Raw genomic sequence first — 16,319 nt, forward strand, 5'->3', positions numbered from 1 at the left:
ACTATTTTTTTCAAAAACAAATATTTTTATACTGTTATGATACTTTTTTTATGTATATTTTTATGGCATACAAAATAACAATATTACATTTTAAGTTTTACACAAATATTAAGCATCATGCTTACACAAGACATGAACATTAGCTGACGCCTATCCATGGTGTACAATTCAGCAGATCGACTCAGGACTGTTCCAGATATGCACATTGATTAACAAACACCAGCTAATTATCAGCATGTCCGATGCAAAACCATTAAACAGATAGAAAATACACATAATCTCTGAATTTTAAAACGGAAGCATAAGTTATGAAAGGACGGTTTCATAATCGTATTTGTAAAGAGCGTAAGTTCTGGAAAACAGTATGTTGTTTTCAAGAGGAGGCATAATAATATGTATCCTGATAGAAAATTTGAACCGTCAGGCTCTGCGTTAAAAGAATCATGGGAGAAATTCATTCTCACCGGGAATCTGGATAGTTTCAGGGGCAGAACAGAAATATCCCAGTCATGGACGAGGTGCTACAGGGCAAGAGTAGATCCTTACAGTAAAGGCTGCACCCATATCCTGAATAATAAAAAGGTTGAAGAGTTAAAAAAGCGCCACTCCGAACTGCTCGATATAGCAAGACCTTTCATGGACAAGCTCTATGAATTCACCGCAGGATCAAGACTTATAGTTTTTTTATCAGATGAGACAGGTGTAATACTTGAGAACATAGGCGACTATGAAGTGAGAGACAGTGCATCGAAAGTCAATCTCGTAACAGGAACCAACTGGCAGGAAGAAGAAGTCGGTACAAACGGGATAGGCACTGCACTAAAATTGAAAGTTCCTATACAAATATCCGGCAAAGAGCATTATTGCGCCAACCTTCACCACTGGACATGTTCCGCAGCTCCCATAATTAGCGATGATGGCACAATCATTGGTGTGCTGCAGGTTTCCGGTCCCTCGGACGAAGTCCACCTGCACACCCTCGGTATGGTTGTTGCCGCAGTGGAAGCCATACGCGACCAAATCAGGATTAAACGAAAAAACAGAGAACTGAACAGGCTTAACCACAGCCTGAACAAAATTTTCCACACTATGTCGGACGGAGCGCTGATAACAAACAAGGAAGGAATAGTCTGCCAGATAAACAAAGCCGGTAAAAAAATTCTGGGTGATGACATAGAAGGTCTCTCAATTAAGAAAATATTAAACAGCAACCCCGGTATGTGGCAGGACCTGAACAGAGGAACGGGATATTCAGATGCTGAAGTCATGCTCGAGACCCAAAAAGGATTATTCCACTGTCTGGCAACAGGCACACCACTTAAAGATGAAACAGGCAAAACAGACGGCGCGGTTATATTTTTAAATCAGATAAACAATGTAAAAAAGCTTGTTAACCGTTTCACCGGCGCTCAGGCCTCCTTCAATTTTTCCGATATAATAGGATCAAGCCATGAGATGCAAAAAGCAATAAAAACGGCCAAGGGAGCTGCACCGAGTTCCAGCAACATATTGATTTCCGGAGAAAGCGGTACCGGGAAAGAGCTTTTCGCCCAATCCATCCATAACCACAGCCCTCGCCGCAATGGCCCTTTCATAGCAATGAACTGTGCGGCTTTTCCACGGGAACTGATAGCCAGCGAACTATTCGGCTACACGGACGGCGCTTTCACCGGGGCCAGAAAGGGAGGAAGGCCCGGAAAATTCGAAATGGCCGACGGCGGAACCCTGTTCCTTGATGAAATCGGCGACATGCCTCTGGACCAGCAGGCCATGCTCCTGCGTGTGCTTCAGGAGAAAAAAATCAACAGGATAGGCGGAGACCACGTTATTCCCGTTAGTGCCAGAATTGTCTGCGCCACGAACAGGAATCTTATGGAGGAGGTCCAGAATGGGAATTTCCGGGCGGACCTCTACTATAGACTGAATGTTATTCAGGTCCGTATTCCTCCCTTGCGGGACCGCAGCAACGACCTGCGGGAGCTTTTCAATCATCTATTGGACAAGATCTGCAAAAGGCAGGACCGTTGCATCGGATTTGTATCTGAAAAATTAATGCAGCATCTGCAACGGCATGACTGGCCCGGCAATGTCCGAGAGCTGGAAAATGTTGTTGAAAAAATGCTCAGCTCCGATCTGGAGGCAATAAATCTGGGTATAGAACACCTGCCCGAAAGAATTGCCGCTAAACAAAAAGGCCCTGCAGTCTGCTCCTCTCCATTTTACCCCAATCCCGACCGCGACAACAAAAAAAAGGAAATGTCGGACCTTATCATTGAAAAGGAACTGATCATCCTGCTTCTTACTACACACCGAGGCAATGTGAGCAAGGTTGCCAGAGAAATGAATCTTTCACGCAACACGGTATACCGTAAAATGAACTTCTATAACATAACTAAAGAACAGCTTTTCAGTTAAACCAGCTTCCGGCCTTTACATTGGCTGCCATTTTAAAGCCCCTAGCTGCCTAGAGCCCTCCTTAGCACACCTTCACGGTAAAGGTTAAGGACGGTTTTCTCCTGCCCGATAATCTACCGCACTTAAAAAACCTTAAGAATGACTATTCGAGTTCCCGCAAATTAATGCCGAACAACAGAAATGGGACACAACTGTCATGTGCGCCATAAAATGTAACACCTGTCATAAAGTGTAACTTTAAATTAAACACAATGGACAGGCACTAAAATCGGTACAATTGTTTTAATTAAGTGTTTAAGCCAAAATTTTCTATTTTAAACTTTGCGGCATCATTATTGCTGTCTCTTGTGACATAATTGAGCCGGCCGGTTCGACTGCAGTACCAATTAATTACTTAACCATTTCGGAGGAACGTTAATGCAGAAGCCAATTGATAAGAATTACAAACTGTATGTAGACGGCAAATGGGTGGATAGTAAGGACGGTAAAACATTCAAAGCGTATTGTCCTGCCAACGGGGAAGAGTTGGCAACATGCGCCAATGCAAGCAAAGAAGATGTCGATATGGCCGTGGCTGCTGCTCAGGAGGCTTTCAAAACATGGAAAGATGTCTCGCCACAGGACAGAGCCGCAGTTCTTCTCAAGATTGCCGATCTCATAGATGAAGAAACCGAAAAGCTGGCCATGGTGGAAACACTGGATAACGGCAAGCCCATCCGGGAAACAAGAAACATTGATGTTCCCCTTGCTGCAGATCATTTCAGATATTTCGCAAGCGCCATCCGGACCGAAGAAGGTTCTGCGGTAATGATCGACAAGGATACTATGAGCATTATCCTCAACGAACCTATCGGCGTTGTCGGACAGATCATCCCCTGGAACTTTCCCTTCCTCATGGCAGCATGGAAAATAGCCCCGGCTCTTGCCGCAGGAAATACCGTAGTAATCAAGCCCTCCTCTGAAACATCCCTTAGTATGCTTGAATTTGCGAAAATACTCGACAGAGTCCTGCCTCCGGGAGTCGTAAACGTAATCACCGGCGGAGGCTCCACCACCGGTAACTACATTCTGGAGCACGAAGGCTTCAGCAAACTTGCTTTCACAGGATCCACCGACATCGGCTACATGATCGCAGACGCAGCTGCAAAGAAGCTTATCCCGGCAACCCTTGAGCTTGGTGGTAAGTCGGCCAACATTTATTTCCCTGACTGCCCCTGGGAGAAGGCTGTGGAAGGAGCCTTGCTGGGCATTCTATTCAATCAGGGACAGGTCTGTTGCGCCGGGTCCAGAATCTTCGTGCATGAAGATATTTATGACCGCTTCCTATCAGCCATAACTGAAAAATTCGAAAACGTTAAAGTCGGTCTCCCCTGGGAAGAAGACACCATGATGGGCAGTATTATCAGTGAAAATCAGCTCAAACAGGTCATGGAATGTGTGGAAACAGGCAAAAAGGAAGGCGCCAAGCTGGTTACCGGCGGCACTAAAATCACTGATGGAGAACTGGGCAAAGGCAGCTTCCTGCGCCCGACAATTTTCGCCGATGTGAATAACTCCATGGAAATTGCCCAGCAGGAAATATTCGGCCCGGTTGTCTGCGTCATCAAATTCAAAGATGAAGACGAAGTAATTGCCATGGCCAACGACAGCGAATTCGGTCTCGGAGGGGCGGTCTGGAGCAAGGATATCAACTGCGCCATGAGGGTGGCACGCAATGTCGAAACCGGACGCATGTGGATTAACACCTATAACCAGCTTCCGGCACACAGCCCATTCGGTGGATACAAAAAATCCGGCATAGGCCGTGAAACTCATAAAATGATGCTGGCCCACTATAGCCAGACTAAAAACATATTCCTGAGCATGGATGAAGGAGCCTACGGCTTGTACTAACACTTCAGCATAACATGCTGAAAAAAAACTTAACTGCTGTTTTATTATGCTCGGAGTGAAAGTCCGCGGTGAAAACCTGAGTGCCAAGACCATCCCGCACAGGACGGTATACCGCGGGCCTTCACAAAACCCATCAGGCCTCCAGATGCGACTGGAGGCCTGTTCTTTGGACTCTCACCAATCAGGCGGTATATGATGAATAACACCATTATTAAAAAAAGAGCGCTGATTCCTGGGCAGACAAGTATGCTGATTATCGACGCTCCCCAGATAGCCCGAAAAGCCAAGCCGGGAAATTTCATAATTCTACGCGTATCCCAAAACGGGGAACGCATTCCCTTGACCATAGCGGATACGGATCCTCAGGCCGGAACCATAACCATCGTCTACCTTGTAGTCGGTAAAAGCTCGGCTCTGCTTGAAACCCTTAACGAAGGAGATTCGATCCTCGATCTTTGCGGACCACTTGGCAAAGCAACCCATATAGAAAAATGCGGTACCGTTGTCTGCGTAGGCGGAGGAACAGGAATTGCCGCAATGCATCACATTGCAAAAGGACACCACATGGCCGGCAACCATGTTGTCGCTATCGTGGGGGCAAGGAGCAAAGATATGCTTCTATTTTGCGATGAACTTAACGGTTTCTGCCCCGAATTGATCATCGCTACAGATGACGGAAGCAGCGGACGCAAGGGATTTGTCACGGATGTTCTGCGGGAACGTCTGGAAAAAGACCAAAACGTCGCTGAAGTCGTAGCCGTCGGACCTGTTCCCATGATGGAGGCTGTAGCAGGTGTAACAAAGCCATTCGGAGTTCGTACGGTTGTAAGCCTGAACTCAATTATGGTCGACGGAGTCGGTATGTGCGGCGCATGCCGTTGCAACATAGGAGGCGAAACCCGATTCGCCTGTGTGGATGGGCCGGAATTTGACGGGCACAAGGTGGATTTCAACGAACTGAGGATGCGCCTTACCCAGTACAAAAATCAGGAAAAGCAATCAATGGATTTGTTCAGGAGGGAACATGGCTAGAAAAAAATTCAACCCTATCCGCACTCCGATGTCCGAACAACCGGCAGATGTGCGTAAGAACAACTTCATGGAAGTAGCCTGCGGATACACTCGGGATCAGGCGATAATCGAAGCATCCCGATGCCTGCAATGCAAGGAACCTCCCTGCCGCAAAGGCTGTCCCGTTGAAATTGATATCAAAGGGTTTATCGGCCATCTTGCAGCCGGAGATGTTCCCTCGGCATATAAGGTAATCAAGCAGACCAACGCTCTTCCTGCTGTCTGTGGACGAGTCTGTCCGCAGGAAACCCAGTGTGAAGGTTCGTGCATACTGGGCAAAAAACATGACCCTGTAGCAATAGGTCGACTGGAAAGGTTCGTTGCCGATACTTTTGACAGTGACTCAGCATGTGAAATCATAACCGGAGACACTGCCTGCAGCATGCCCAACGAGCATCTCAAAGTTGCCTGCATCGGCTCTGGACCTTCCAGCCTTACGGTAGCCGGCTACATGGCTGCAAGAGGTGTCCCTGTCACCGTTTATGAAGCTCTTCATGAAGTAGGAGGCGTTCTTATCTACGGAATTCCGGAATTCAGACTGCCCAAGTCTATAGTGGCACGAGAAGTCGGAGCATTGTGGAGCAAGGGAGTCAAATTTCGTCCGAATTGGGTTGGCGGAAAAACAATCACCATTCAGGACCTCATGGAGGAAGGATTCAATGCGATATTTATAGGCGTAGGCGCAGGACTTCCTAAATTTCTCAATATTCCAGGAGAAAATCTTGTAGGGGTATATTCATCGAACGAATACCTCACTCGTGTCAATCTGGGCCGGGCATACAGTTTCCCGGACCACGACACACCCGCTCCCAGACCTCGCAATGTAGCTGTTGTCGGTGGCGGAAACGTCGCCATGGACGCAGCACGCACAGCCCTGAGGCTGGGGGCTGAAAACGTGTACATAACCTACCGCCGTACCAAGGGGGAAATGCCGGCACGTCAGGAAGAACTGCACCATGCAATTGAGGAAGGTGTTAAGCTGAACCTGCTGACCTCGCCTATCTCCATAAATGGAGATGAAAATTCGCAGGTGAAATCCATGACTCTGCAGGTGATGGAACTCGGTGAACCAGACGACTCCGGTAGGCGCAGGCCCGTACCGGCAAAAGGGATAACCAAGGAACTTGAGGTGGATATGGTTATCATGGCCGTTGGAACCGGAGCTAATCCGGTGCTGCTTGAAGCTACTCCCGGACTTGACTTGAACAAATGGGGCTATATTGAAGCTGATTCGGAAACCGGCGAGACATCTATTCCAAATGTTTTTGCTGGCGGCGACATTGTATCCGGTTCAGCGACAGTAATATCCGCCATGGGTGCAGGTCGCAGGGCAGCAAAAACAATTGCCGAACGTCTGGGAGTGTAAAACAGCCGCCACTGTAATCACTCCATATTAATATTCTTTATTCCAGCCAGACTCTTTGCAGTCTGGCTTTTTCATGACAGTACACACCCATTAATATCATTCACGCCTAGAAAAATCCCGTAAACATAATGTCCGATTCAAGAGAAGCGGTTAATTAATGTTATGGAACGGATTAACCATGTTGTGCTGCCTTGCATCGGCCCCGAGAAGAGTTACAGATTTCACCCCGTCAATTTTCATTGCGATGGCTTTGGTATTATCAAGTTGTTTATTGCTGAAAGTGCTTATCGGCTGTGGAAAATGTATAGTTACGTGACCGTCAACACATGACACCAAAGCATGAGAAGAAATTTGTATGATCCCAATCTGAACAGATGAAGCTATGGCTATGTTATCGATATTCTTTTTATCTTCAGCAGTAATTTTAAAAGCATCCTTTTGAGCTGTATTACAAATTATATTCACAGCATCATCAACCGACAGAGATCCGATATGGAGAACCATATCGTAAAGCCTGCTGTCCCATGTATCGATACCGTAAACCTGAAGCCCCCATCTTCTGCGCTCTTCATCATCTTTCTTTAATATATATCTGGCCTGATCTTTAGATATGTTTTCTCTCTGACTTTCTTCGCAGACTCTATCTTCCATATTCGCAGTAATCCTGACTTTAAAGATATGTGGAATATTGGATAAAAAGTATTGTCCCGCCAAGCCGTGGTAAACAAGATTATCCTTCTGGGCATGCTGCAGAAGAGAACTGCGAATATGTGCCAGATACTTTTCCTTTCCATGTGTAAACCGCTCAAGAATTGAAGGAGAATCATGAAGGGCCCTGACCAACTTTACTTCCGGTATGTCAAACTCCTTCGATGATTCCAAAAGAAGATCTCGTGAAACACATCTGTAGTGCATAATTTCAGCTACTTTTTCAGCTATCTCTTTTCCGCGGCTGTAAGATCCTCTTGAAATAGTAATTATGGACATAATATTCTCCTGAAGTTGATCCTCGAAATTAAATATGAATTTGCAACGACTGGTAACATCAAAAAGGAATAATTATTTTTACCACGATTATATCCTAACAGCCATATCTTGTTAAGAGATATGTTACTGATACAACCAACCCCTAATCCCAAAAACCCCACTGATTCACTACACGTCGATTAAATTTCCGTCTTCGATTGCCTGCTTACTGGTATATGAAAAGATTACGCCCCACAGTGAATCGTCAAGTCCGTGCATCAGCAAATCTCCTTCAATTTCATATTGTTAAATAATCATGAAAATTGAAGAAGATACTGATTGGTTTGATTTGGTTACTGGGGGCTGCACAAAAGATCGTTACAGACGAAATTGAGCAAATATTGGAGGCAACTACTAACTTAACTCCTCAACGACATTCTTAAAAGCCTGCTTACCGCCAACAAGAACACCGCCATAACCTCCACCTGGATTTCCCCAGGCACTTGCTAGAAACAAACCCGACACCGGGGTTTTATTGGATATACGGGTCATGAAGGAATTATTCAGGCTTTGATTAAAACCGTAGATTGATCCGGAAGCATTTAGCGTGTACCTACGATTAGTCAAGGGAGTAGCACTTTCCTGCATCACAATCATTTTGGATAAACCGGGAATGGCAAGTTCTTCAGCACGTGATATTAATTGTTCCGTAAGTTCATTTTTCAACTTGAGATAATTTGGACGGTTACTCTGTTCATATTCCTTCTCCCAAGGTTTCCATAGATCATACCCGCATAACTTTACAAGGCAGACACTTGAACACCCCTTTGGCGAAAATCCCGGAATAAGATTATCATAAGCCATTATAGAAAGGCCTTCATTTTCAAAATTACACCGCATTGATTCCCGGTAAGAGGCATCAAGATCATAGCTGCTGTAATATGAAGCTTCAGGTAATTTAAAATCTAAAGAAATATTTCGGTCAAGTCCAAGCCAGACGATAAAACTTGAGGGACTATCAGAATAAGTCTCGATCTTCTCACGTTCTTTTACGGGAAGAGTGCCTTTCGGTAAAAGATCATTATAAAGCTGAGGAACATTCGCATTACAAACAACAGTCCTTGATTTAAAAACACTGCCATCAGAAGTTTTTACGCCAACAGCTTTATTCTTTTCAATCAAAACTTCCTTAACACGTGAACCGTAAATGATCTCCCCGCCAGCATTAGTGATCGATTCAGCAAGAGCATCGGACAAAGCTTGAGAGGTTCCTTTTATATAACTCCCACCGTGCTCGAGATAATTCCCAGTAGGTAAAAGGTAGTAAAAAGCTGACAACCGGGACGGTGGAAGACCGTAATAGCCACAGCTCTGTGCCAGTACCGCCTTAAGTTTTTGGTTACTAATGCGTGCATCAATAATCTGGGCCACAGTTTTATCATGAATTTCCCATAAAAATGGAAACATTTCAGGAAATCTCTTTCTCTGTGAGCGAGACACACCGTGGTTCAACTGGTCACAATCAGCCATAACACCATTCCAAAGTTTGAAATACTCGGCTAGGCCTTTTGCTTCATCAGGAAACAGATTCAATAGTTGTTTATGAAAACCGTTTAATCCACATTTAGCAGGAACTTCCAATTTAAAATCTGAGAAATTCGAACACCAAGCATGTGGCTGATCCACAAATGTAAGCTTATTCCAGACGTCAAGATCTTTTAAAATCTTTTTGGTGGCCCCTGCCTTCAAAACAGAAGAATGAAGAGAGACTTCGCAGGTAAATTTACCACTGTCAGTATATCTGGAAAACGACGTCGCATATCCACCGGGAATATTATACTGCTCAAGCAACAATATTTTGAAACCGTGTCTCGCTAAATATGCAGCACAGGTAAGCCCGCCTAACCCGGCTCCAACTACCACAGCGTCATACATACCATCTCTGGTAACCTGAGCTGCTTTGGCAAAATTCCAACCGACAAGAGTATTCATAGCGGCCAGTGCTGAAATCTGTAAAAAAAACCTTCGATTCATCTGGTATTCCTGAATGTATTACAACAATTACAATGGCTAACTCAACGAAATGAATAAATAATTCTAAACAAGCAATATTAATTAATCAATCAAAATTGTTATAATTAGAAAAAGTAAAAAATTTAACATATTATAATAAGAAATAAACGAAAAACTGAACACATAGTCAATAGACCCGGTTGGCGCCAAAGGTTGGCAGCACACCAAAAAAAACCGCAAATAAACGCAAAAAAGGGAAACTGTATTAACAGCCTCCCTTTATAATAATCAATAACCCTTAGTACTACTTAGCAGCCTTAACCTCACACCGCTTGGCATGCAGAATAGGCTCGGTATATCCGCTAGGCTGTTTGCAGCCTTTAAAAATAAGGTCGCAAGCAGCTTGAAAAGCAATGCTCTGCCCTTCGCCTTCAAGCCCTTTCGGTGGTGTGATGTATCTTTCGTACAGATTCAGTGACACAGCTACTGGAACCTTGAATCCGTTCTGTTTCGCCTGTTCGGTCACATCGATTAAATTTCCGTCTTCGATTGCCTGCTTTCTGGTATATGAAAAGATTACGCCCCACAGTGACCGGGGTTGAAATTGTGGAGCTGGCGATGCCGTAGCCATAGAATACACCAGAGTGAAACAGACGCAGGGTTCTGCGCATAGAAAACGCTGACGTTCCAAAGAAAACCATCTCTGAACTTACTGGTAGCTGGTACTGAAAATCGGAAGGTTGGTATACCAACTTTCTGGAACATAGCAGATCAACTCGAAACTCTTACAATTTACTGTCAACAGTTAGGTGGTGCTTTTCTTGATTCTTTTGACAGTCGTTGAAGCCCGTTTGGCTTTAAGGATTTCTTTTGTGGCAGCTTCGTTCTGAACCTAGTCATCTTCAGAGTATTGCTCTTTGATTATAAGGATCGTATCTAAACTATCTTTGAAGGCATCCACCAGTCGTGGATCAAAATGACTCCCTCGTTCCTTCCAAATATAATCACAAGCTTCATCAACCGACCAGGCTTCTTTATACGTGCGTTTCGAAGTCAAGGCATCAAAAACATCTGCAACAGCCGAAATCCTTCCTTCTATCGGAATAGCCTCCCCCTGCAGTCCGGCAGGATAGCCAGAACCATCCCATTTTTCATGATGATTCAGAGCTACCCGTTTTGCTACATTCATCAAATCGTAATCGTGATCGCCGAGAATTGCTCCGCCGATTGTTGTATGAGTTTTCATAATCTCCCATTCTGCTTTATCAAGCTTGCCTGGCTTAGTAAGAATGGAATCGGGTATGCCGATCTTACCGATATCGTGCATGGGAGCGGCATTGAGCAAAATATTTCCTTCAGATTCCTTCATACCTATATTTTTAGCAATAATCTGGCAGAATATGCTCATACGCATAATATGCGATCCGGTTTCGTTATCCTTGTATTGTGCGGCAATACCGAGGCGGCGAACAATATCCTGACGCGTCGCATAAATTACTTTAGTTCGATCCTGAACCAGTTCTTCCAGGTGCTGGCTTTGATTATACAGCGCAAGCTGAGTCTTCACCCTTGCTAGAACTATAGCTGGATTAATCGGTTTTGTTATATAATCAACGGCACCAAGTTCAAATCCATATGTTTCATCCTGCTCTTCTCCCATAGCTGTTACAAAGATCACAGGAATTTTCACGCTGCGCAAATCCGCCTTTATTTTTTTACACACCTCATATCCGTCCATTTCGGGCATCATGACATCAAGCAACACAATATCCGGAGGTTCGCTGGAAAAGATGATGTCCAAGGCCTTAATTCCGTTTAGGGCTGCCTTCACTCTGTAGCGGTCTTTAAGCACTTCATACAGAAGATCCAGGTTTTGAGGAACGTCATCCACAATTAACACTGTTTGTTTTTCGTGAGAATTCATCTCGGTCTCCCTGCAGAAAGTCTTTGCGCTATGGCTGAGCATGCAAGCCTTAATATAGAGTATTGCTTATTGAAGTTCTCCATATCGTTTTTTTACACCAAATCATAGCCCTATATTAATTAGTTTGCTATACTTATATAAACTTTACTCTACACGAGAATTAAATGAAAAAGTCACATTCTGTCTTTCCGATTGATTTGCGCAGTTTCCTGACCGTTACTATCTTATTTACCAGCCTTTCTTTCTGGGCGATATTTTATTTGCATAGTCAGGAAGTAGCTTCCGTTGCACAAACCCGAAGCATCGAAGAAAGGATGCACAACGAAATAAGCTCAAAGACTGCTGGCTTTAACTTAAAAGATGTATTTATTGAACTCAGAATTTTTTCCAACCACTTTGAGGCCAAACAATTTTTGTTAAACAGAAACCAGAAAAACCGGCAACGGGTTGAAGTGGAAGCCCTCAACTTATGCAAAGCAAGTAAACACTTCGATCAGGCCAGATTGCTAAGTAATGATGGAATGGAGCTTGTCCGCGTCAATTACAATAACGGTAATCCCGTTATAGTTTCCCAGGATAAACTACAGGACAAAAGCAGCCGCTACTATTTCAAGGAATCGTTAAAATTATCCTCAGGAGAAATATATACATCACCTTTGGATCTTAATATTGAAAACGGCAAAATAGAACAACCTATAAAACCGATGATTCGTATCAGTACTCCAGTCTATAGCGATTCAGGAGAACGCATCGGCATTGCTATTTTGAATTATCTTGCCCAAAATTTACTGAATCAGATCAAACAGGCTAACCAGTGCTGTTCTAAGACGATACTGCTGAATAAAGAAGGATATTGGTTGATTTCTCCGGATAAAGAGCTGGAATGGACCTTCATGTATGATGATAAAAAATCTATTTCATTTGCTTCGAGGTATCCAGAAGCCTGGGCAAATATTTCTTCATCTCCACAAGGTCAGTTTTGCTCTCCGGAAGGGGCGTACACTTTCTCCACTGTACAGACTTCCAGTGATCCCTCTGAAGCTGCCGTTCTCGATGCTCTTTCATGGAAGCTTGTCCATCTCTACCCTACTTCCTTGATTGAAACGAAAAATTACTCAATTTTAGATAAATACGTTGTAATCTTTACAGTATTATTTTTAGTCATTCTTTTCGCAGCGATAACTCGCGCTCGCTTTGTCCGTAGCAGAGAGTTGGCACGCATAAGCTTAAAGCAGGCAAAACAGGAAGCGGAAGATGCCAATAGAGCCAAAAGCGATTTTCTTGCAAAAATGAGTCATGAGATACGGACTCCTATGAATGCCGTTATCGGCCTGACACATCTAGCTCTTAAGACGACTCTTTCCCCAAAGCAGAGCGACTACCTGACCAAAATATCAATGGCTGCGAACTCACTGCTGGGAATCATTAATGACATTCTTGATTTTTCCAAAATTGAAGCCAACCAGATGGAAGTAGACTCTATCGAATTCAATATTGATGACGTTCTGAATAATTTAACCAGCATGTTGAGCATAAAAGCAGAGGAAAAAGGGATCGAACTTCTGCTGCAGGTAATAAGCAACGTGCCCAGTCGACTTATTGGCGATCCATTACGTCTTGGGCAGGTCCTGCTTAATCTGATTGGAAATGCAATCAAATTTACGGAAAAAGGCGAAGTATTCGTTACCGTAGAGCTTGTTGAACAATCAAATGATAGAGCTGTAATCAGGTTTTCCATTGAGGATTCCGGTATAGGAATTTCGGAGGAACAGCTTGGCAGGCTATTTCAACCGTTCGGTCAGGCAGACGGCTCAATCACCCGTAAATTCGGAGGCTCCGGATTGGGGCTGGTCATAAGTAAAAAGATGATCGAATTGATGGGCGGGACCCTGCAATATGAAAGCGTTATCGATGAAGGAAGTACCTTCAGCTTTACAATTCCATTTGCGTTTCAGGCCGTTCATAAGGATAGTTTTTTCAATTATCCTAAAGACATTCGTGAAATGCGGGTGTTGATTGTAGATTCCAGCAAAGCATCGGGATGCGTAGTTGCAAAGGTCATGAAATCGTTTTCATTTGATGTAACCATTGCAGAAAGCGGAAAACAGGCACTGAAGCTGCTTCATGATAATGACACCAACTCTCCATTCCGGATGGTTATTACGGCCTGGAAGATACACGACATTAATGGAATTGAATTAACCCGCAGGATAAAAACAAGTAAGGATCTGCAAAATAAGCCAAAAGTAATAATGTTAACAGTTTATAGTTATGCAGATGTGCGTTTTCAAGCTGAACAAGCAGAATTAGATGGCTTTATGCTTAAACCCTTCAACCGTTCCATTCTTTTTGACACCATTATGGAAATTTTCAACGAAGATCGGCACACGGCCAAAATACAACATGAGTCTTCTACGTCTAATAATCTTCCCGAAAACATTATCGGAGCAAAAGTGCTTCTTGCAGAAGATAACCTCATCAACCAGCAAGTTGCGCAGGAAATATTGGAGGATGCCGGAATTGATGTCGATATCGTAAACAATGGGAAGGAAGCGATAGAAAATCTTGAGAACAACGTTTACGACGCAGTACTCATGGACATTCAAATGCCGGAGATGGACGGTTTTCAAGCAGTCAAGATAATTCGCAACAGACTAAAAATCAAAGATATTCCGATCATTGCTATGACCGCTCACGCATTAGTAGGGGACAAGGAAAAAAGTCTGCTTATGGGGATGGACGACCATATAACAAAACCTATTGATCCGGATTTTCTCATAGAAACACTCTCCAAATGGCTTCCGAACAAGACAAACCATTCAGGCAGGTTTTCCGAGAAGCCACAGTTGACTGATGTCCAGGCCACAGACATTCCAAGTCTTCCCGGAATCGATACTGAAAAAGGAGTGCGCAGAGTTAGGGGGAATACAAAATTATACTTAAAGCTACTTGGCGACTTTGCAAAAAACAGCTCAGACAAACAAACGGAGCTGTTGGAATCGATCAGAAACAAGACATACGTGGACACTCGCGCTATGGCTCATGGCATGAAAGGTGTGGCCGGTAACCTTGGAATCGATAATCTGCACGGAATCCTTCAGAAAATGGAAGCCTTATCTGAACAGGAAACGGACATTGAAGAACCGATCATCCAAAAATTTAAATACGAAATTCAGCGTGTCACAGAGGGGATACTGGAGTTTTTACCCCAACAGGATGAAGACACGACAATTGCTGTTTCGATCAATGTTAAAGCCATCGACAGCCTGCGTCTGGAATTGGAGCAGATTGCTGACCTCCTGGAGCAGCATGACGTAGAAGCCAAAGCTCTCTTCGCCACATTGAAGCCGTCTCTGGCAAAGGCTGCACCTGTCGAGACAGCCGAATTAGCCGGTCTTCTGGATAGGTTCGATTTCGCGAAAGCACATCAAAAAATCAAAGAACTTTTTCAGCAATGTCAAGGGAAGGAGTAGCGATATGGAAAAAGCGCGCGTGCTGATAGTTGATGATATGCCTGCAAATATTGAAATGCTAAGTGAACTGCTTTCCCACGAATACCGTGTAAGCGTTGCGTTAAATGGATTTGATGCTATTGAGCTGGCTAAATCCTCCCCCATGCCGGACCTCATCCTGCTGGACATAATGATGCCCGGTATTGATGGATATCAGGTATGTAAAATTCTGAAAGAGAATGAAGATTCACGCCATATTCCTGTTATTTTTGTGACTTCAAGAGCCGAAGTACAAAGTGAGGAAAAAGGATTTGAATTCGGAGCGGTCGATTACGTGGTTAAACCATTTAACCCGGCTGTTGTTCTCGCGAGGGTGAAGACACATATCGCATTATATAATCAGACAAGACTATTGCAGAATCTGATCAAAGAGCGGACAGCCGAACTTGAAAAAGCCAAAAATGAAGCTGTAATGGCAAACAAGGCAAAAAGTAATTTTCTGGCTAATATGAGCCATGAATTGCGTACCCCTCTGAACGGAATCATGGGAATGACACAGATCCTGACTAATTCCGACCTATCAAAAGAGAACAGAGAATTTCTTGAATATGCCCACCAATCGTCGACACATATGCTTGATATGGTAAATGACCTGCTCGAAATATCTAATGTAGAAGCCGGAAAAATTAAACTTTCTCCGCGTGATTTCAACGTGCGCAGCAGTCTTGAAGGCGTTGTTGCTCACTATAGCAAGCGGGCAACTGAGAAGGGCCTAAAGTTGACCTTCAATATAGAAGATGACTTTCCATTAAATCTCAATGCCGATATAACAAGAATTAGGCAGGTCCTGATAAACCTGCTGAATAATGCTATTCAGTTCACCGAACAAGGTTCCATTGAGATCTCGGTCTCGGCAGTCGCCGACAGGCATGATACAGTTAAAATGTATTTTACAATAGCAGATACAGGAATAGGCATTGCCGAAGATCAATATGAAAAGATTTTTGAACCTTTTACCATTGGCGAAGACTACATGACCAAAAAATATGGAGGAGCCGGTCTTGGACTCTCAATATCCAAACAGATCGTTACGCTCATGGAGGGTAATCTCTGGTTGGAATCAAGTGTCGGTAATAATACGGTCTTCAGTTTCTTTGTTCCATGCAGAAAAGCAAAATAGGCTGAATAATGCGATCTCACACTTAACTATAGCACAACC

Annotated in this window: 9 protein-coding genes and 1 pseudogene; 6 read left to right on the plus strand and 4 right to left on the minus strand. The window is 43.9% G+C overall.

Annotated elements, in window-relative coordinates:
- Window positions 1-393 precede the first annotated feature (393 nt).
- The 4 genes from ACKU35_RS15290 to gltA all read left to right on the plus strand — a co-directional run bounded on the left by ACKU35_RS15290 (window position 394) and on the right by gltA (window position 6,745).
- Window positions 394-2,415, plus strand: a complete 2,022-nt coding sequence (locus tag ACKU35_RS15290; RefSeq protein WP_319760498.1) for a sigma-54-dependent Fis family transcriptional regulator — start codon at window positions 394-396, stop codon at window positions 2,413-2,415.
- A 417-nt stretch (window positions 2,416-2,832) separates the two neighbouring features.
- Window positions 2,833-4,308 carry an aldehyde dehydrogenase family protein gene (locus ACKU35_RS15295; RefSeq protein ID WP_319760500.1) on the plus strand — a complete coding sequence of 492 codons (1,476 nt, stop codon included), beginning with the start codon at window positions 2,833-2,835 and terminating at the stop codon, window positions 4,306-4,308.
- Between the two features lie 195 nt (window positions 4,309-4,503).
- The gene (locus tag ACKU35_RS15300) at window positions 4,504-5,340 is read left to right on the plus strand and encodes a sulfide/dihydroorotate dehydrogenase-like FAD/NAD-binding protein (protein ID WP_319760502.1); all 837 of its coding nucleotides are present in this window, start codon (window positions 4,504-4,506) and stop codon (window positions 5,338-5,340) included.
- On the plus strand, window positions 5,333-6,745 hold the full coding sequence (gene gltA, locus ACKU35_RS15305; protein ID WP_319760504.1) for an NADPH-dependent glutamate synthase: 1,413 nt from the start codon (window positions 5,333-5,335) through the stop codon (window positions 6,743-6,745). Before ACKU35_RS15300 ends, gltA begins: the two co-directional genes overlap by 8 nt.
- Before the next feature lie 150 nt (window positions 6,746-6,895).
- Here the strand turns inward: gltA and ACKU35_RS15310 are convergent, their stop codons facing one another.
- The 4 genes and pseudogenes from ACKU35_RS15310 to ACKU35_RS15325 all read right to left on the minus strand — a co-directional run bounded on the left by ACKU35_RS15310 (window position 6,896) and on the right by ACKU35_RS15325 (window position 11,648).
- Window positions 6,896-7,732, minus strand: coding sequence for a cytidylate kinase-like family protein (locus ACKU35_RS15310; RefSeq protein ID WP_319760506.1), 837 nt, complete (start codon window positions 7,730-7,732; stop codon window positions 6,896-6,898).
- Between the two features lie 393 nt (window positions 7,733-8,125).
- The gene (locus ACKU35_RS15315) at window positions 8,126-9,745 is read right to left on the minus strand and encodes an NAD(P)/FAD-dependent oxidoreductase (RefSeq protein ID WP_319760508.1); all 1,620 of its coding nucleotides are present in this window, start codon (window positions 9,743-9,745) and stop codon (window positions 8,126-8,128) included.
- Window positions 9,746-10,175: 430 nt separating this feature from the next.
- A pseudogene (locus ACKU35_RS15320) lies at window positions 10,176-10,355 on the minus strand (DUF6573 family protein); the annotation flags it as partial.
- Window positions 10,356-10,616: 261 nt separating this feature from the next.
- Complete coding sequence (locus ACKU35_RS15325) at window positions 10,617-11,648, minus strand: two-component system response regulator (protein WP_319760511.1); 1,032 nt, start codon at window positions 11,646-11,648, stop codon at window positions 10,617-10,619.
- A gap of 164 nt (window positions 11,649-11,812) precedes the next feature.
- Here ACKU35_RS15325 and ACKU35_RS15330 point away from each other — a divergent pair, with 164 nt between their 5' ends.
- Together ACKU35_RS15330 and ACKU35_RS15335 are read left to right on the plus strand one after the other, a co-directional pair.
- Window positions 11,813-15,121: a response regulator gene (locus tag ACKU35_RS15330; RefSeq protein WP_319760513.1), complete on the plus strand. Its 3,309-nt coding sequence runs from the start codon at window positions 11,813-11,815 to the stop codon at window positions 15,119-15,121.
- A 4-nt stretch (window positions 15,122-15,125) separates the two neighbouring features.
- Window positions 15,126-16,280 (plus strand): ATP-binding protein, encoded by a 1,155-nt coding sequence (locus ACKU35_RS15335; RefSeq protein ID WP_319760515.1) that lies wholly within the window; start codon window positions 15,126-15,128, stop codon window positions 16,278-16,280.
- Window positions 16,281-16,319: the final 39 nt, after the last annotated feature.

Origin of the sequence: Maridesulfovibrio sp. (assembly GCF_963676065.1) — a bacterium.
Taxonomy (GTDB): domain Bacteria; phylum Desulfobacterota; class Desulfovibrionia; order Desulfovibrionales; family Desulfovibrionaceae; genus Maridesulfovibrio.